This is a genomic window from Butyrivibrio sp. ob235 (assembly GCF_900109475.1).
Lineage (GTDB): Bacteria > Bacillota > Clostridia > Lachnospirales > Lachnospiraceae > Butyrivibrio.
In genome coordinates this window covers 159812-179310 of the sequence record NZ_FOBE01000003.1, presented here as the reverse complement: position 1 = coordinate 179310, position 19499 = coordinate 159812, and the positions used below count along the sequence as shown (strand labels likewise).

Below are 19499 nucleotides of genomic sequence, written 5' to 3'. Positions count from 1 at the left end.
GATAGTGAAAAAAGTCCCGGAGGTCAATTTATGGGCAGAACAAAGCTTGCTGCCAAAAACATAACATTCGGATACGTAGGACAGCTGGCAACAGCGCTAATGTCCTTCATTCTGCGTACCATTTTCATTCATCGGCTGGCCGAGACTCTTCTTGGTGTCAATGCACTCTATAGCAATATCCTATCACTTTTGTCAATGGCTGAGCTCGGCATAGGAACCGCTCTTAATTTCAGCCTGTATGCTCCCGTTGCCAAAAAGGACATAGAGAAGGTAAAGTCCTACATGCAGATGTACCGCAAGGCATATCACACTATAGCCATTGTAGTGGCTGTGATCGGTCTTTCGCTCACACCTTTTCTTAAGTATCTCACCAAAAATCCCGGAGATATCACGCCCCGCGACCTTACATTATATTATCTCATCTTTCTGTTTAATACGGTAAGCACTTACTTTGTATCCTATAAGTACAGCCTTGTTAATGCCGAGCAGAAAAACTACATACAGACCAATATTATTACTATAACGAAGATAATTACCGTATTTTTCCAGATAATTGTCCTCCTTGTTATTCCGAATTTCTACCTGTACCTGCTGACCGATGCTGCTGTTCAGCTTATCCAGAAGATATTCGTCAACAGCTATTTGAATAAACTCTATCCATATCTCGCAGATAAGGACGTAACTCCCCTCTCCAGGGATGAACACGATGAAGTATGGAAAAAGACCAAAGCTCTCGTTATGCACAAGGTGGGCGATGTAGCTAGACTTCAGACTGATACTCTGATAATTTCTTCTTTCATTGAAGTCAAAGTGGCAGGTTATGTCGACAATTACACAATGGTAATAAGTACCATCTCCAATTTCGTAAATATCATTTTCAACTCTGTTATTTCCGGATTCGGCAACCTGATCGCCACTGAATCAAAGGAGAAACAATACAAAACCTTTAAGGTTTATCGCTTCTTTGCATCCTGGGTTTACGGTTTTTCAGCCTGCGGCTTTTTTATAATGATTCAACCCCTTATATATCTGTGGATCGTAAAGAACAAGGGGCCGGAATGGATGCTCAGCTCCATTGCCGTTTATTTTCTTTTGACAGACTACTATTTCAAAGGCGACAGAATTGTTCTTTCAAATTATAAGACAGCTGCCGGTGTTTTCGAGCAGGACAAGTACCTTGCTCTGATTCAGGGCTTTGTAAATCTTGTAATATCCATAGTGCTTGTTCAAAAGATCGGTCTTACGGGTATTTATGTCGGAACAGTCGTATCGGGACTTATAGCCAATATTACGAAGCCTATTATAATTTACCGCGTATGCTTTGATAAAAGTTCACTGTCCTACTTTATGGACAGTCTGAAGTATATACTGACAGAAGTCTCGATTATTGCGGTCCTTTATCTTTTGAGCACAATTGTTCTTAAAAACATAACCATCTTGTCTTTTGCTCTTATGATAATCATTGTTACCGTAGTATTTAATGGTGTATTTTGGATCATCTATCACAAGACCGAGGAATATGAATATCTAAAAGGCATAGTATTGAGAAAGCTGGGGAAGGCATGAACAAGGAAACATTTGAACAGATAATCAAAGTAACCGAAAATGATTTGAAAAATATAAATAATTACTCGGCAAAGGACGCTTTAAAAGATGCCGCAAAAAAGGCACTAAAAAGAGCCACTACCAACAGAGATCCCATGTTCTGGCCCGCAGGGCTTTTGCTGCTCGGCTTGTCCGAGGCTGCTTTTTCTCCGTCCGGGAATGCTTCATCTCTTATTGACAAGGCATCCAGAGATGAAATTACGCAATGCATAGGCTCCTACCTGGATAAATGGATAAAAGCCGGTGAAGAAGTATCCTTTGTTGACGACTCTCTCGCCGGTCTTGCTCTTATCAGCATCTATGAAAATACCGGCGAAAGGCGTTACCATCACGGGGCTGTGAAAATAGCCAATTATCTGGCTCAGTGTCCCAAAAACAGCGAAGAAAGCATCATCTACAATCCCTCAAAAGGAAATGACCTTATATATGCGGATGGTGCAGGGCAGAGTGCAATGTATCTCTCCCGCTATGCCTCAGTTTTTCATAAAAAAAATGCCATGGCTCTGGCAGCAAAACAACTCCTGAATTTTCACGAAAAAGGACTTGATGCAAGATCCGGTCTTCCCTATCACGCATTCTCTCTGGAAAAGGATATGAAGCATGGAATCATCGGGTGGGGCAGAGCTGTAGGCTGGCTTATGATGGGATATTCCGAGCTGCTTGCCGGTCTTGAACGCGAATACAGCGAAGGAAACGATACCTCGGGAGAATCCCTCTTAAAGAACACTGCCGACAAGATCATGTCACAATATTATACCCTCATGAAAACTGTCATCTCCTACCAGAGACCCGACGGAGGATTTTCCTGGCTTCTTCCCGCAACAGAGGGCGAACCCGATACCTCCGCTACAGCCATGATAGCTTATTCCATGGCAGTCTGGATGAGGAGCGGCGCTTTTCACGCTCACGCCAAGGATCTTGCTGAGGACGTAAAAAAAGCCATTTCCGGCGCAGGCGATTTTCTCCTTGCAAAAACCGATAACGGCTCTGTATTACATGCTCTAAGCGGCTGTGAGGACATCGCTGTTCACAGGCAGATCTACGATCATTTCCCCTGGGGTCAGGGAAGCACACTAGCTCTTCTTAGCATAATATAACTACACTATAGCGGGCGGGAGCTCATCAGTAGCAGTCAGATAGAACTGCTCCACTCTTATTCCTGCCGAAAGCGCAAAGTATCTAAGCGTATGCCTTCCGCCTCGCAGTTTTACATCCATTAGAGGAACCCATCTCCAGATATTCTCTGCAGAAAAACGCCAGATGGACTGTCCGCTGTATAAGTCTCTCTCGGAATAAATCTTATCATCCACGCCTATCGTGAAATGTGACTTTTCCTCATCCCACATGAGAAACTTTCCCCATATCCTATAGGTACCGCCTCTGGTTTCAATATTGTAATGAAGAGATGGCGCCTTTTTAATTGCGCTCGTTCCTCCCCAGCTTGTGCCATGATAGCCTTCAAGTGCTTTTTCATCCCTGATATACATGGCAAGTCCGCTCTCTCCGTGCGAAGGAGCATTACAATAATCCCATCCGCCCTCAGTGTAAGCGGCCTTAGACTGTGCCAGGGCTGCAGCTGCTTCAATGAATATTCTTCCGTCCTTTTCAACTGCTGTGTGTTCACCCGTAGCCACTATCTCACCTGCGGCAACAGGAGCTCCGTAATGGGAGAGGAATTCCATATGTTCACCCATTTCAAGGCAGTTGCCCTTCTGCTTTCTGAAAGCATAATAGACCGGTCGTGGCGGAAGCTCGTAGGCCTCTTTTCCATAGAAATCCCAGCAGAAACCCGCGGCATCAAAACTAAGCGGCAACCTCAAATCTCCGCCTCTTATACCAAGCGTGTTCTCCTGTCTTTCTCTTGTATAGATAACAAATCTCGAGAAGGAAAAATATCTGTCTACCGCATGGAAAATAATTCTGTGCGATCCGGGTTTTATATTCGGAAGACGCAGATAAAGCTTATCTACGTTATTTCTGACATTATTTTTCCACTCTCCCTTAAATTCATCATTAGCTCTGGATTCAATAACTTCCACAGGGTTTTCATCCACGGAAACTCCGATTCTGATTCTTCCTTTGGAATTGAGCGACGGGAATCTATGAAGTTCGAGCAGGAATGCGCCCTCACTGGTGACAGTTACTTCATAGGTAAGGGTAGCGCCTTCTGTCCTGGCCTCAACCAGCGATCCTCTCTGTCTTCCAAGATTTGGAATTCTGACCCATGCTCCCGAGAGGTCGCGAACCATATCGGCCTCTATTCTAAGCATTCCGTCATCCTCCATGTGAGGCGGAAATACAATATTCCCCTGGCCGAGAAGTGTTATTCCCCTGAAAAGCTTGGCCTCCACGGGTATAACATGATTCTCTCCTGTCATCAGAGCCATTACATGGATTTCATCCTTAATGGAAACTACAGCATCGTCAGGCTTCACCTCGCCCTTCTTGGTCATCTGTTCTATCATGTCGGAGACCGTGGTCCAGTCAACCTCCAGAAGAAGTCTCTCTTCTCCGCTGATTCTGATATCACCGTGTCCATCAAAACCGACTATACTCTCGTCTGTTACTTTGAGCCATGAGGGGAGATCAACCGTCACTACGATCTCGTTTTCTCCCGAGTTTGCTATTTCAAACCATTTTTCAACCGGCTTTACAAAGGTCAGCGAATTCTCTTCATTCTGACAAGTGACAATCAGATGATCCTCAGACTTTTTAATCGGCGGTTTGCATGCGGGATGCATCGCAGTCCTCGGCGGCGGGAAGTCCTCCGGAGTCATAACCCCGTCCCATTTTCCGTCTGACATTACGTGATTGTAGTAATAAAGCATGCTCCTTCGCGCATGATCAAAGGCCAGTGATCTTGTGGTATAGTCCGAAGCACTGTGGGTTTTGCCCTGTCTTATACACAGGTTGCTTCTGTCCGCATAATAATACATTGCATAGGTATAATATGCGGCATGTATTTTCATCAGTATCAACTGGAAAAAAGCATCCTTTTCGTTATCGGGAAGAGAATGATATATTCTGTTTCCGGTTTTAAACATATACTCATAGCGGTGAATACGGCTAACTGCCTCATCCGTATAAGCTGTCTGCGAGAAAGCGTCCACATCCATCTGTTCTACTTTACGCACGTTCGTCAGCTGATCAAACTCAACCAGCATCGGCGCAAGCTTTTTACCATGATGTCCGCTGAAGGTTTCATCAATCCACTTTGCGAGGAATTCCACCTCATCCGCACAGATGGTATCCCCTTTTCCTATATCCCATGCAAGCTGGGCATAATAAGTCATCTGCTGCTCAAGCGGCTTTATCGCACCAAAATTTGTAACCCAGAGCTTTCTTATTCCCTCTTCGTATGCCTTCTTAAGCTCATTTCTGGTCTGTGAAAGCGGGATTGAACACAGGAAAAGATATGATGCTCCCGGCGGCGCCCAGTACGAATTGTGGTAATAAAGTCCGTTACCACCGGAGCGACGCTTTTCATTTTCGTTGGGATATCTTCTTACATGTCCGTAATTGTCGTTCACCCATATAAGTGTAAAATCGTCCGGAATTTTAAGCCCGTTATCATACAGCTCAAGCACCTCTTTATAAGGCACAAAGATCTTCATGGGCGTATACTCGAGAGTGCTGTCCAGAATTTTTTCCTGAGCATCTATTACATCCTCAAGAAGTTCTATCTTGGCACTTCGAAGTTCATCCCCTTTAAGTCCAGCAAGTGCCACCGGCTCAAACTCAGTATCATGAACGCCTCTCATACCGAGAGTATAGGTAACCTCATAATCCTTGTTCTGCTCAACCGCTTCCTGCCAGTATTCTATTATTGCATCCCTGCTCTTTTCGGAAGCAGTGAAATCGTAGGGCATGCCACTATAACCCTTCTTCTCAAGCCAGGGCCTCCACTCCTTGTTATTGCTGCGCATAAGCATATCGCAGTGGGAAGTACCTATAACTATTCCCATCTTATCAGCAAGCTTTGCGTTTTCGGGATTTGCATTAAAAGCATTTACATGCATTGCAGGCCAGAGGTAATTCATCTTAAGGCGCAGCATCAGTTCAAAGATCTTTTCGTAGGTCCTTATCCCTATAGTAGTTTCGCCAAGATATCTCTGAGCCCAGTGATCAAGCTCTTCTTCGTCATTTATAAATATCCCTCGGTATTCTATGCTCGGATGATCCGAAACATGATAATCATCGGGAAGATTAATTTCAGTCTTGGGATGAATCGGCACATCGGCCATAAAGTACCAGGGTGAAACTCCCAGCACAGATCTGCAAAATTCATATATACCAAAAATGGTTCCCCTTCTGTCGGAACCGGCAATTATCAGCCTTCCTCGCCTATCACGGATAACATATGCCTCTTTTCTTCTTCTGCCATGTGCGCTGAAAAGGCCGACAAGATCCTCTTCCTCGAAGTCTTCACACACGCCAACAGTACCCACCAGAATATGCTGTGAGTCAGGGTCATGGACTTCCGTATTAATTTGTAACACCCTTTTGAAGTCGCGGATCAGATTTGACACCGCAATTTTGACTGCTTCAGATTCGCGCTCACTGATCGTCACCACGACCGATGAGTACTGCCTGATAGTTATCCCCATAACTGTTTACACTCCGTTTCGGTCCGCGCCTAGTCACCCCTTAGACATCGGCACCCCCCATGAACCTCTAGTTGATGTATTAACAGACACTCAAAAAATCAAATATAAATGAGATTTTGTGATACTACATAATTGTATCAAGTTTTAATCATTTTGTGTTATAGCACATTGACGAATATTTCTACATAAATTGTCTAATTTGACGGATAATTAAAACTAATATAGAGAAAACGTAATTATTCACTTGTTTTAATCAAATATTTATAGCAAAATAAGGATAGTAGCGACAATAACAATATGAGTGAATATTCATGGATAAAACTATAACTCTGGAGAAATTTGTTCAAATACTTTCCGGTACGGAAAATACCATGGAGGCATGCGGTGATGCCTTTTCTCTTATTGCTCCCGCTCTTCAGATTTCCCGAATCACTCTGGATATGAATATTCCGGAAACCAGGCAGACTCCAACCGGTGAAGTCAGACATTTGACCATTTACTCAGGCGAAATGCTTTCGGATGAGGAAACGGAAATTGTGTGGCTGGAAGAATCCCAGCGCACTTTTGAAAACGGAATGATAACTGCCCGTGTGTATGCTCCAATCGAGACAAACTGGAGCCCGGATGAAAGGCAGTTTATTTTGTCTGCCATCAGAATATTCCTCATACATATCGGCAGATTCAGACTGGTTGAACTCGTTCAGAAAAGCGCTCTCACTCAGTATCTTACAGGCCTTCCGAATTCAGGAGGGTTTCTGGCTTTTGCCACAAGAAAAGTCATTTCCGGTGAGATAACAAAATATAACTCCTATTATTTTAATTTGAAAGGCTTTGGGCTTATAAACAGACGCTTCGGCGCTGATGAAACAGATAATATTGTCCGCAGATATGCAAGAGCACTTTTGGAATTCTGTGAAGAAGACGAAGTAGTCGGTCACCTCGGCGGAGATAATTTTGTTGCGCTTATTCGCAAGGAACGCACCGGCGACTTTCTGAACCTGCTTCAAAAAACAACCGTATACGGAATACGCGACGGCGAACAGGTACCTGTGACTATAAGTGCCGTTGCCGGAGTTTACGATATTGATGACTCTTTGAAAAATCCCGGTCAGATTCTTGGACGCAGTTCTATAGCTCTTAGCGTTGCCAGATCACTTTCAAATGAGCCTTTCCTCTTTGTAACAAAGGAGATGAGCACCAGGGTTTACCGTGAGAAGCAGATTGAAGATCGCTTTGAGGACGGTCTTTTGAATAATGAATTTAAGGTATATTACCAGCCTAAAGTAGACACCAGGACACATACGCTGATCGGAGCAGAGGCACTCTCCCGCTGGCTGTGCAAAGGTGAATATGTCTATCCGGCTGAATTTGTTCCCGTACTTGAGAGAAACAGTTTTTCGATCGGTCTTGATATCTACGTCATTGAGGAAGTTTGTCGCACTATCCGCAAATGGCTGGACGAAGGTCTTGATCCTGTCCCTGTTTCCGTCAATTTCTCCAGGAGCGATCTCACAGACGAGAGACTTGCAGATCAGATTCTTGAGATAATAAATAAATATGATTTAGATTTGTCTTATATTCAGATTGAAGTTACCGAAACTGCGACTTCAAAGGAAAAAGGTCTTATCACTCATTTCCTGACGAAGCTGAACGGCATGAATATTGCCAGCTCGATCGATGATTTCGGAACAGGCTACTCTTCTCTGGGAATTCTAAGAGATCTGCCTGTATCGACCATCAAGATAGACAAGTCCTTTATCGATAATGAGGTTCTCACTCGCCGCGATGAGATTGTTTTAAAAAATATCATTCAGATGGCAAAGGAGCTCGATATTGAGGTTATAACCGAAGGTGTCGAGCGTCCCGACCAGATAGAATTTCTGCAACGTGTCGGCTGCGATCTGGTCCAGGGGTTCTTCTACGACAGGCCCCTCACCCGAGAAGAATTTGAGGATCGCCTGAAAAATAAGACCTATAATATCTGATAACCCTTTAATCCAAAGCCCCATACATACTATATTGGTATTAGAGTGCTACATAAAGAATAGATAGAACCACTTGGATAATTACAAAGCGGAGGACTACCTGGGTGTCGGACCATCCGAGGTTTTTGCGAACATGATCGTGGATCGGTGTTCGAAGGTTGGTCATTACTTTGAGCTTGAAGAATCTGATAAGTGTTATCTTGAGAAGGCCAAGGCCGCCATCGATTATAAGCACCAATGATAACATCAGATATGAAAAAGGATGACCGGACTTCATTGCCAGAATTGCAATGAAGAATCCCAGTGCTCTGGAGCCGGCATCTCCCATCAGCATCGAACTCGGCGAACAGTTGAAATAAAGGTATGCAAGAAGCACAGCCACCAGCAGTTGTCCTGCTGTTCCAACGCTTCCCAATTTTTCGGAAAATAAAATAACAAACGACATTATTGTTACAATAACAAGTGATGCACAAAGTCCATCCACTCCGTCAGAACAATTGGTGACATTGATTGCCACCCAGATCAGTGCTACTCCCAGCACAAAATAAACAGGGTAGGGTATGCTCAGTTCAAATGCCAGAAACTTTATTGTCGTGCCATTTTGCGACAGGAAGGTAACCATAGTCGCTACTGACAGCACAAAATCAATAAGTCCTTTTTTATATTCATTCCACGGCTTTTCTGCCGCATCATCAAGATAACCGCTAAGCATTATAAGAAAAAGCAGTCCCAGATAGATCAACATCTCAACAGAGAGTGGCAAAAAAAGAACAGAAACAAGTATAAAATCTATAACAAAAACAATTCCCACTCCGCGCAGCTTGCCTTTAGACAAAGCACCGTTTATGGCAAAAGCGCGCCCCTGATCCTGCGGAAGAAATGAGAACCTCATATTCAGCGTGACAAACGTCAGAATAAATGAAACTACCATTCCTATAGCTGCTGCCTGATGTGGTGTGAAAAAACCTAAAAAAGTATCATATAACATTACAATTTCTCCTCTGTAAGCCGTTGTTTCAGCTCATTTTTATTCAGAATTATGCATATTTGTGATATAATTTGCTTTGGCTTATGTATTTTTGTGTTTTCAGCGAGGGGCGTTCAAGCACATACCGCCTTTATCATTATATTATCGAAGGTAGGAACTAATGGCAACTTTTTCCGAGATCAAAAAAAATGTATTGAATTATATTAATCCATATATTCACCCTTCCATAAAGGAAGGTCTTTACCGAATCAATTTAAAGTCAGCAAGAGATATTTCCTTTGCTTTTACAATCATGGAATTACTGGCTTTAATTTCCTATTTTATATTTTTCAGAGATGTTCTTTCCGAACCGGGTGTTATTCCTAATGCACTTTATTCAATAGGTATCAGTGCCATAACTTTCCTTGTTTCAAATTACGGACTTAAGGATTCAAAACATCCATTCAGCACTTACAGACATATCAGCATAATCTACTATATCCTTATCATCATCTTTGGTATCGCGACATCCTTCTATCATTACACCAACGGAAACCAAATGTTTGTATTTTTTGCTATAGTATTCTGTCTGGTCAATTTCTTTTTGCTGCCGCCGATAACCAGTTTCATTTTGATTTTTGGCTCTTATATTGTTTTTTACCTGATACTGTATGCCTATGACGGCGCCATAAGGATCAATCTTTTTAACTACTCTCTGCTTGCAATACTTACAGTCATCGGTGCCTTCAACAAATACCGTATGCAGGCAACAGAGCTTGAGCGTATTCACCGCATTGAAACCATGAACGACATGCTCCAGAATGTTCCGGTACATGATAATGTCACTGATATGAAAAACCGCTATGCTCTACGTGATGATTTCGATTCATACCAGAACCACCATATAATTGTTGTTATGCTTGATCTTGACGAATTTTCCAAGGTAAACGAAGAATACGGCCTTGATGCAGGTAATGCAATCCTCAATCAGGTGGGCAAATATATTAAAACTCACCTCACGGACAGTCATTCCTACAGATATGGCTCTGACTCATTCCTTATAATACTTCAGGACATGGAACTTAGTGATGCGCTTCAGCGCCTGTCTATCTGGGAGCGCAGTATGGCCACACTCAGTATCCCCGAAATAGATAAACCTATTCACTATACAAGCGGATATTCACACGGAACCCCCAGAGACGAGGATGAGCTGAGAATGCTTATAGAAGCCGCTGATCGCAAGAGAAGAGACTATTCATCATAAGATTTTTTATTATATTTTTCATTTTTTACTTTTTCCGTAATATCTTTTCTGTTAAAATAATGAAGGTGTGTCTTTTACGCACATTTTTAAAGGAGGATTCTATTATGAAATTTAATAAACGAATAGTAAGTGTCGCACTTACAGCTATGATGCTTACAGCTGCTGTTGGCTGCGGTAAGTCCGACAAGACAGATGAAGCTGAAGAAGGACTTACATGGGAGTCCATCGAGGATAATGCAGGAGAAGAAGAAAGCACCGAAGAAGCTCCTGTAGAGGAAGAACCCGCTGAAGAGATCGTTTCAGCCGAGATACCTGCAGGAATGTACAGAAGTGAGCTCACAGGTGAGCCCATCAGCGAGTCTCTTAAGGATCAGCGTCCCATCGCTGTCATGGTAGATAACGAGTCCGCTGCTCTTCCTCACTTTGGAACAGCAGAATGTGACGTTGTATATGAGATGATGAACAGCACACAGAACGGTCGTATCACTCGTCTTATGTGCATGATGAAGGACTGGGGCTCAATCAAGCAGCTCGGTTCCATCAGAAGTACAAGACCTACCAACATTATTCTTGCTGCTGAGTGGAATGCAGTACTTTGTCACGATGGTGGCCCGAAGGTTCACATCGATCCCTATCTTGCTAAGGAGTGGGGAACAAACCACTTCTCAGGAACTTTCTCTCGTGTAGATAATGGTAAAAAGAGAGAGTATACAGAGTACATCCTTTCAGGTGATCTTGAGAACAACTTCTCAGGAAGCAGTTTCTCAACTACTTACAACGAGTTCACACCTGACGGTGTGAAGGAAAATCACTTCAATTTCACTCCCTGGGGTAACGAGATCAACCTCCAGGATAAGGGCTACGCTAAGTGCCTTGATGCTACAACAATTGATATCATTCCTTTCACACACAATAGCTCAAAGCTTGTATATAACGAAGAAACCAAGGAATATGAGTACTACGATTACGGCAACATCCACAAGGATGGCGAAGATGGAGAAGTTCTTTCCTTCAAGAATGTAATTCTTCAGAAATGTACCTTCAACCAGCTTGATGATCACGGTTATCTCATTTATAACTGTATCGATATTAACCAGCCCGGCTACTACTGCACAAACGGTAAGGCAACCGATATCGTATGGACCAAGACCGGTGAACTTGTAAAGACACAGTTCTTTGATTCACAGGCTAACGAGCTTGAGATCAACAATGGTAAGACATATATCGCACTTGTTCCTGCAGATACTTGGGATCAGCTTGTTATTCAGTAATTAAGCATAAAATAATTAAAGCCATGGCACAGCACATGCCATGGCTTTTTATTATACCTAGTTCTCTATGATCATCCTCTTAAATTCTTCTGCGGGTACAGGTCTCGAGAAATAGTAACCCTGAATCATCTCACATCCGATGGATTTTAAGTACTCGTACTGTTCTTCTGTTTCCACTCCCTCAACGACAATTGGCATATCCAGCTTTTTAGTCATCTCAACAATTGTGTTTATAACTATCTGGCCCTTCTCTGAGGATTCTATTCCATCCATGAACTTCATGTCGGCCTTGAGCACATCAACATGCGCATCCTTGAATGTATTAAAACTGGAATAACCGCTGCCAAAGTCATCCATAAGGATTCTGAATCCAACTTCCTTAAGGACATCAACCGTGCCAAAGAACTTTTGATTTTCAGCCACGAAAGCACTCTCCGTTATCTCAAGCTTAATATCTAGCGGTGAGAGGTGATATTTCTTAATCAGATCCAGCATCACCTCGTAAAGATTCTCCATCTGCAGATCTCTTCTTGATAGGTTAACCGAAATCGGCGGAACAAGGATCCCTTCATTCCTCCAATCAGAAATTTGCTTACATACAGCTTCCCACATGTATACATCAAGCTTAGTGATAAAGCCATTTCTCTCAAATATCGGAATGAAATCCCCGGGACTGATAAGACCGTATTGCTTATCCTTCCAGCGAATCAGCGCCTCAGCACTGCAGATTTTCTTTGTCTTTGCATCATATATTGGCTGGAAATATGGCAAAAAATCATGCTCATGAATCGCCCTGTCGCAGTTGTGAAGCATGTATGCCTGCATCTCGAAGGAACGGTTCAATCCTTCATCAAAAAGCCTCTCATGCTTGTCATACTCATAACGAATCGAATCCATCGCAAATCTTGCTCTGTCGCACATAAGGATGGGATTCATGGTCCTGTCAGTTATAGGATAAACGCCGGAGTAAAGAGACAGATTATAATCCATATCCTCACCCGGATACATCTCGTTGAGTTTAAGCGTTCCCTGCAACATCCAGTAAGAACCTTCAGGAAACAGCCCTACAAAATTATCCTCTCCAAGATAGGCGAGCTCCACTTCCCATGAAAAGCTCTGTCTCATGGCTGCAGCAATACGCCTAAGAATATCGTCGCCCTTTTCGAAGCCAAATCTCTCGTTTACATCCTGGAAATCTCTGATATCAAGCAGGCACATTTTATACTCAGTCTTGGGATTTAATATCAGATCCTCTTTAACCGCTCTCATAAAAGCAGTCTTGGTATATAGACCCGTCTTAGGATCCGTAGGGTTATCAACAAGATATAACATAACCAGATTAAAGGTAACCCCGGCTGCAAAAGCAGCTCCCATGAAGCCAAAATCCTCAATCCTGTAGTTCAGTATAAGCATTAAAAAATCAAGGAAGACAATAAATGTTATAACCGACGGAGCGAATTTTCCAAGCCTCCTGTGATGTCTCCAGGCAAGGGAGATTGAAGGAATAACATATAACAGATTTATAATCGTAGAAATAACTATATATGCCAGTCTCTCTATGGTAACGGTGCCTCTTACTTCACTGTAATAAGCAATATGATTAATTGGATTCAGCACCAGAATGTAGATCAGCGTGATGGCGAAGGGCACAATAGATAAAAAAGGCGCTTTTTCCCTATATCTGACGAGTCCCACCGTGATCTTGTAGGCGCAAAGAAGATATGTATTTAATGTGATAATAAAACCGGTGACAGCAGTGACGTAGTAAAAATTTTCATTTAAACCAAGGTACTTATAAAATGTATTAAGCACCCAAATAAAGATGATATATGCAATTGTCACATACACTTCAAGACTAATCCAGACAATACCCACTGTGCGGCTTAGACTTCTTACGCGCATAGCAAGGATACCGACAGCAATAATCCCAAGACTGAGTAATGTGATCATGACGTGTCTCCCCTATCTATACATATCCAACTTCAATTATACATTAAAATATTTCTCACACCCGTCACTATCTGTTTTTTCAGAATTTCTTTATAAGTATTTTACATTCTGAAGCATTACTTAAAATTTCAACGCTCTGCGATATGCTATAGTTATCTTGAGAAAATATTTCACTTGATAAAACCTGTTTGGGAGCGCATATGCAAGACAGCAAAAAGGTCATCATATCCCTGAGGGATGTAACAAGAGAATTTAATACAGGTGATGGAAAACTTGAAGCGCTGAAGGCAATCTCCCTTGATATTTACGAAGGAGAGTTTGTCGCAATCCTTGGCGAAAGCGGCTGCGGCAAAACTACAGTCCTTAACATTATGGGAGGCATGGATCACCTTACAAACGGGACCATGATACTTGATGGTAAAGACTTTTCCCACCCATCTCCCGATGAATTAACCGCCTACAGAAGAAATTATATCGGCTTCGTATTTCAGGACTACCACCTCATGCCCAATCTGACAGCACTGGAGAATGTGAATTTTATTGCAGAGCTATCTCCAAACTCGATGCCCGCAGAAGAAGCGATTGAGATGGTAGGTCTCTCAGATCGAAAAAACAACTACCCTTCTCAGATGAGCGGTGGTCAGCAACAACGTGTTTCCATTGCCAGAGCTCTTTGCAAACACCCCCGTCTGATTCTCGCTGATGAGCCCACAGCCGCACTGGACTTTAATACCAGCATAGAAGTACTCCAGGTCTTTGAAGACATAGTAAAACGCAATCAGACCACTGTTGTGATGGTCACTCACAATAACGAGATATCCAAAATGGCTAATCGTATTGTAAAAATCAAGGACGGTCAGATAGATGAGATTATCACCAATCCCTCGCCTACTCCCGCCGCTCTTTTATCCTGGTAACCCCCTCATCTCAAGCGTTTTTGGTGATTATTATGAAAAAAACCCAGCTTCTGGACACTTTCAGAAACATCAAAAAACAGCTTGTTTCATGGCTGTCAATTATCGTCATTTCTTCCTTTGCCCTGGCTGCATATCTTGGGCTCACTTATTCTGCCTACGGACTTGAAAAGGCAGGACAAAATCTCTATGATTCCACAAATTTCAGAGACATTCAGATAACCTCAAACTGCCTGATCTCCGAATCCGATCTGGAACAGATAAAAAAAGTGCCTGGAATTACCGGCGTAGAGGGGCTTCTTCGCACCTCAGGCAGAATAAGCGGAAATAATATCACAAAACCGGTTTATATTACCTCTGTCCCAAAGCATATCGGTCTTCCCATCCTTCAGGAAGGGCATCTCCCCGAATCCGATTCCGAATGCATCATTGAACAATATCTTGCGGACAAACTCGGTATAAAAATCGGCGATAGTCTTTCCATTAAAGATGCTTATGATGAGGACATTCCGGAACTAAATCTAAATTCCTTTATAGTCACAGGTATTTTTCTTCACGCGGAGCACGCCAGCTTTGACCTTGAAGAGACCTACTGCATACTTGTAGATAATTCCGCCTTTGACAGCTCAAAATTCGATAATTGCTACTGTCTTGCTGATGTAACCTTTGATAATCCTGAGCATTTCAGGACCTTTAGCAGAGATTATTTTAATCTCTCCGATACTTATATCGATTCTCTGGAGACACTAGGAAAATCCCTATCTTCCGAAAGGTATGACAAATACACCAAATTCATGGATGAACAGCTTAGCGATAGCGAAAAAGATCTTTCCGACGCGGAAGCTCAGCTTAGTCTTGCTGCAAAAACAGTACCGTCTCTTAAGGGCAAAACCGGAGAAATAATGGCTGATATGTCAAACATGCTCTCCGTAATAATAAGCACAGACCCTTCTGAATATAAAACAGCTGATGAACAGATTACAGCTTACGAAGATGCAAAAAAAGAATACGATCATGCCGTGAAAAGAGTTACAGATACCCGTAACGGGCTTAATAAAATACTTGGGATGGGCAAATCAAAGTGGTACGTATTTAATAGAAATGCAAATCCCTGCTTCGTATTTCTTAAAAATAACACAGAGAACCTTCGTGCGCTGAACCTTTCCTTTTCTCTTTTGTTTGTAGCCATCGCCATCATGGTCATTTTTGCTTCACTTTCCAGAATGGTATATGAACAGCGTTCGATTATCGGAATCTCAAAAGCACTTGGTCTTCACCAATTTGAGATTTTCTCAAAATATCTGATTTTCGGATTTTCCGGCGCAGTACTCGGAATCATCCTTGGCATAGCATTGTCTCTGTTCATAATCGAGTGGATTGTAGCCATTGGTTACGGTGATCACTTTATTTTCGGACCGTTCCCTTTTGCAATAGACATTATACCCACCGTTGTTTCTGTACTTGTAGCAGTCATCGTTGCCATCCTTTCCATAAATGCATCCTGTTCCTCGCTCTTAAAGGAAACTGCCAAGAAGCTGTTATCTCCCAGAATCCCCAAGGGACATGCAAAAGCTTTGGAAAAATCGCCTTTTCTTAAACGTCTGAATCTCTACAACAGAATGATTCTTCTTAATATGCGCTCCGACATTGTAAGGGTTATCGTTACAATAATCAGCGTTGCGGGCTGCTGCTCCCTCGTGGTTATAGGTTTTTCGCTCAGAGCCTCGATTATGGGCGCTATAAAATATCAGATAAGCGATTATACCCATTATGACGCCAAAATAAGTTACAGCAATGAAATCTCCCCTTCCGCATCCGGGGATATTAAGGATATCCTAAAGGGACATAATATCTCATATATAAGCTTTCTGAATAAGCACGGAAGCGTACAGGTGGACGACACTCTCGAATACATGGAATTCCTTATCTGCGATGACCTTAAGTCCTTCTCCAACTTCAGACCGCTTACAAGTCTTGGTGAAAAAGAGGGTTTGATAATCACGAATCGTCTGGCGGAAATATACGACCTCGGAGAAGGAGATAGTATTTACGTGATAGACGATATGGGCTATAAGCATAGCGCAAAAGTAAGCGCAGTTGCCAAAAATTACATAGGAAGATATGTTATATGCACAAAGACATACTATGAACAGATCATGGAAGACACTTTTGAAAACAACACCTTTTTCATTAAACTAAACTCTTCTGTGGACGAAGCTACCCTTCAGGATGAACTGCTGGGTATACAGGGTTATGAGGCATATACACCGGCCTCCGAGCAAGTGGAGATGTTCAACAATCTGCTTATAGTATTAAACCTTGTTATAGGGCTTCTGATTATCTTATCAGGTGTAATGGCACTATTTGTGCTCCTTAATCTTGCAGATATGTATCTTCTCTCGAAAAAGAACGAACTTACAATAATGAGAATAAACGGTTTTACTGTAAAAGAGACTGTTCTGTACGCTGTAAGGGAAGTATTTTTCACCACCACAACAGGAATTATTCTAGGAGTCATCATAGGCTGTGTAATCGTATATTCCATCATAAGGACTATGGAACAGGTTCACCTCATGTTTGTTCGAAGCCCCAGCATTCCTTCATGCATACTGGGAACTGTTATAACTGCCGGTTTTACGATTGGAATTTATTACTTATCGATGAGAAAAGTTAAAGACCTAAGCCTTAAAGATATTTAGTCAGATTTCTTAGAAAAGGACTTCTCGCATATACAAAAAAGGGCTTTGCCCGGATAATGACAAAACTCATTTCCGAAGCAATAGCCCTTTTATATTTTCATATAATTATTTATAGAGATGACATCTTACTACATGTCCATTGCCCATATCCTTTGCCACAGGCTCCTGCTCCTTACAGCAATCCATGCAATGAGGACATCTGGTATGGAACTTACAACCCTTCGGCGGATTAGCAGGTGAGGGAATATCACCCTCAAGAAGTACTCTCTCCTTCTTGATATCCGGATCCGGCATGGGGATCGCACTAAAGAGTGCCTTTGTATAAGGATGAAGAGGATTTGCAAAAATATCCTCTGTTTTCCCTGTCTCTACAAGATTTCCAAGATACATAACACCTACCGCATCTGAGATATGCTCTACGACAGAAAGATCGTGCGAGATAAACAGATATGTAAGGTTGTTCTTCTCCTGAAGATCCTTCAAGAGGTTGATGATCTGTGCCTGAATAGAAACGTCAAGCGCTGATACAGGCTCATCACATACTACGAACTCAGGCTTTACGGCAAGAGCTCTGGCAATACAGATACGCTGTCTCTGTCCACCGGAGAACTCATGCGGATAACGATCCTTGTGATAGGGCTGAAGTCCGCACTCCTTCATGATCTCTGTAATGTAATCATCAAGCTCATTTTTCGGAACAAGTCCATGCTCGCGAACAGCCTCTCCGATAATCTCACCGATAGGAAGACGGGGTGAGAGTGAAGAATAGGGATCCTGGAAAATGATCTGCATCTTCGTACGAAGCTCACGGAGCTTTTTCTTATCGTATTTACTGATATCTTCACCGTTGAAAAGGATATCACCCTCAGTCTTGTCCAGAAGTCGCAGGATTGTTCTTCCTGTTGTGGACTTACCGCAGCCTGACTCTCCAACAAGTCCCATGGTTGTTCCGCGGGGAATTGAAAATGTTACATCATCAACCGCTTTTACATTACCTGTTACACCACCGAAGAAACCGCCCTTGATAGGGAAATACTTCTTGAGGTGCTTTACTTCAAGTATATTGTCGCTCATTACTTTGCACCTCCTTCTTCAGTCATTGCACCATTTGCGAAATCCTCGCATCTGTAGCAGCTTACTTCATGAGTGGGAGAAATCTTGTAAACTCCGGGATACTTTCCGGAACACTTCTCTACACACATCTCGCATCTGTCCTTAAAATAACAATAATCAGGCATATCGATAGGGTTAGGCACATTTCCGGGGATATTGTAAAGCTTATCCGCGTGCTTACCTACAACGGGCTTAGACTTCATAAGACCGATTGTGTAGGGATGTCTGGGATCCTTGAAGATCTCTCTTGCAGTACCTTTCTCAATAACACGACCTGCATACATAACAACGACATAATCTGCCATCTCAGCTACAACGCCAAGGTCATGAGTGATAAGCATGATTGAGCTGTTGATCTTGTCCTTGAGGTTTCTCAGGAGGTCAAGAATCTGAGCCTGAATTGTAACATCAAGCGCTGTTGTGGGCTCATCCGCAATTATAAGCTTGGGGTCGCAGGCAAGAGCCATAGCGATCATGATACGCTGACGCATACCACCTGAAAGCTCATGAGGATACATCTGATATACACCCTCTTTATTTGCGATACCAACCATCTGAAGCATCTCGATGGTTCTTGCCTTAACCTGCTCGGGTGTCATATCGGGATTGTGAAGTGCAATAACCTCATCAACCTGAGCACCGATTCTGAAAACAGGATTAAGCGATGTCATGGGCTCCTGGAAAATCATTGACATCTTGTTTCCGCGAAGCTTCTGCATTGCAGAAGCGGGAGCATTTACAACATTTATTGTTCTGTCACCGTCATTGAAACGGATCTCACCTTCAACAGTCTGTCCTGAAGGTCTCTGAACGAGCTGCATGAGTGAAAGACTGGTAACTGATTTACCGCAGCCGGACTCACCAACTATACCTACTGTCTTACCCTGGGGCACCTCGAAGGATACACCGTCAACAGCTTTAACTGTTCCTATATCTGTGAAGAAATATGTATGAACATTATCAAACTCAACACAGTTATCAGGGTTCTTCATCTGTGTAACATATTCGCTCTCGGGAATATGCTTTCTGTTTCTCTTTTTCTCAATCTCGGATGTGATCTTACGATTCTCACGTGAAATTCTTCTTGACTCCTTAGCCGAGATGTAATTTGAATTCTTAGCCAT

General features: G+C 42.6%; 12 protein-coding genes. 7 read left to right on the top strand and 5 right to left on the bottom strand.

What is annotated here, in order from left to right:
- Positions 1–30 precede the first annotated feature (30 nt).
- Both BMW61_RS04900 and BMW61_RS04895 read left to right on the top strand, forming a co-directional pair.
- Positions 31–1566, top strand: coding sequence for a lipopolysaccharide biosynthesis protein (locus BMW61_RS04900; RefSeq protein ID WP_091820107.1), 1536 nt, complete (start codon positions 31–33; stop codon positions 1564–1566).
- Entirely contained in the window at positions 1563–2702 is a 1140-nt protein-coding gene (locus tag BMW61_RS04895) for a glycoside hydrolase family 88 protein (RefSeq protein ID WP_091820106.1), read from the top strand. Before BMW61_RS04900 ends, BMW61_RS04895 begins: the two co-directional genes overlap by 4 nt.
- Here the strand turns inward: BMW61_RS04895 and BMW61_RS04890 are convergent, their stop codons facing one another.
- Positions 2703–6212 carry a glycosyl hydrolase 115 family protein gene (locus BMW61_RS04890; protein WP_091820105.1) on the bottom strand — a complete coding sequence of 1170 codons (3510 nt, stop codon included), beginning with the start codon at positions 6210–6212 and terminating at the stop codon, positions 2703–2705.
- Between the two features lie 311 nt (positions 6213–6523).
- Between BMW61_RS04890 and BMW61_RS04885 the strand changes: the two genes are divergently transcribed.
- On the top strand, positions 6524–8197 hold the full coding sequence (locus BMW61_RS04885) for a putative bifunctional diguanylate cyclase/phosphodiesterase (protein WP_091820103.1): 1674 nt from the start codon (positions 6524–6526) through the stop codon (positions 8195–8197).
- Positions 8198–8237: 40 nt separating this feature from the next.
- Here BMW61_RS04885 and BMW61_RS04880 read toward each other — a convergent pair whose 3' ends face one another.
- Positions 8238–9185, bottom strand: coding sequence for an MraY family glycosyltransferase (locus BMW61_RS04880; protein ID WP_091820101.1), 948 nt, complete (start codon positions 9183–9185; stop codon positions 8238–8240).
- Positions 9186–9345: 160 nt separating this feature from the next.
- Between BMW61_RS04880 and BMW61_RS04875 the strand changes: the two genes are divergently transcribed.
- Positions 9346–10428, top strand: a complete 1083-nt coding sequence (locus BMW61_RS04875) for a GGDEF domain-containing protein (protein WP_091820099.1) — start codon at positions 9346–9348, stop codon at positions 10426–10428.
- Between the two features lie 104 nt (positions 10429–10532).
- On the top strand, positions 10533–11699 hold the full coding sequence (locus tag BMW61_RS04870) for a DUF3048 domain-containing protein (protein ID WP_022760271.1): 1167 nt from the start codon (positions 10533–10535) through the stop codon (positions 11697–11699).
- Positions 11700–11756: 57 nt separating this feature from the next.
- On the opposite strand, the gene BMW61_RS04865 is transcribed toward BMW61_RS04870, so the two are convergent.
- Positions 11757–13649, bottom strand: coding sequence for a bifunctional diguanylate cyclase/phosphodiesterase (locus tag BMW61_RS04865; RefSeq protein ID WP_026498287.1), 1893 nt, complete (start codon positions 13647–13649; stop codon positions 11757–11759).
- Positions 13650–13849: 200 nt separating this feature from the next.
- On the opposite strand from BMW61_RS04865, the gene BMW61_RS04860 reads away from it, so the two are divergent.
- Both BMW61_RS04860 and BMW61_RS04855 read left to right on the top strand, forming a co-directional pair.
- On the top strand, positions 13850–14566 hold the full coding sequence (locus BMW61_RS04860) for an ABC transporter ATP-binding protein (RefSeq protein ID WP_091820098.1): 717 nt from the start codon (positions 13850–13852) through the stop codon (positions 14564–14566).
- A gap of 32 nt (positions 14567–14598) precedes the next feature.
- The gene (locus tag BMW61_RS04855) at positions 14599–17262 is read left to right on the top strand and encodes an ABC transporter permease (RefSeq protein ID WP_091820096.1); all 2664 of its coding nucleotides are present in this window, start codon (positions 14599–14601) and stop codon (positions 17260–17262) included.
- Positions 17263–17367: 105 nt separating this feature from the next.
- Here BMW61_RS04855 and BMW61_RS04850 read toward each other — a convergent pair whose 3' ends face one another.
- Both BMW61_RS04850 and BMW61_RS04845 read right to left on the bottom strand, forming a co-directional pair.
- Positions 17368–18336, bottom strand: a complete 969-nt coding sequence (locus tag BMW61_RS04850; protein WP_091820095.1) for an ABC transporter ATP-binding protein — start codon at positions 18334–18336, stop codon at positions 17368–17370.
- A complete protein-coding gene (locus BMW61_RS04845; RefSeq protein WP_091820094.1) occupies positions 18336–19499 on the bottom strand; it encodes an ABC transporter ATP-binding protein in 1164 nt (387 codons plus the stop codon). Before BMW61_RS04845 ends, BMW61_RS04850 begins: the two co-directional genes overlap by 1 nt.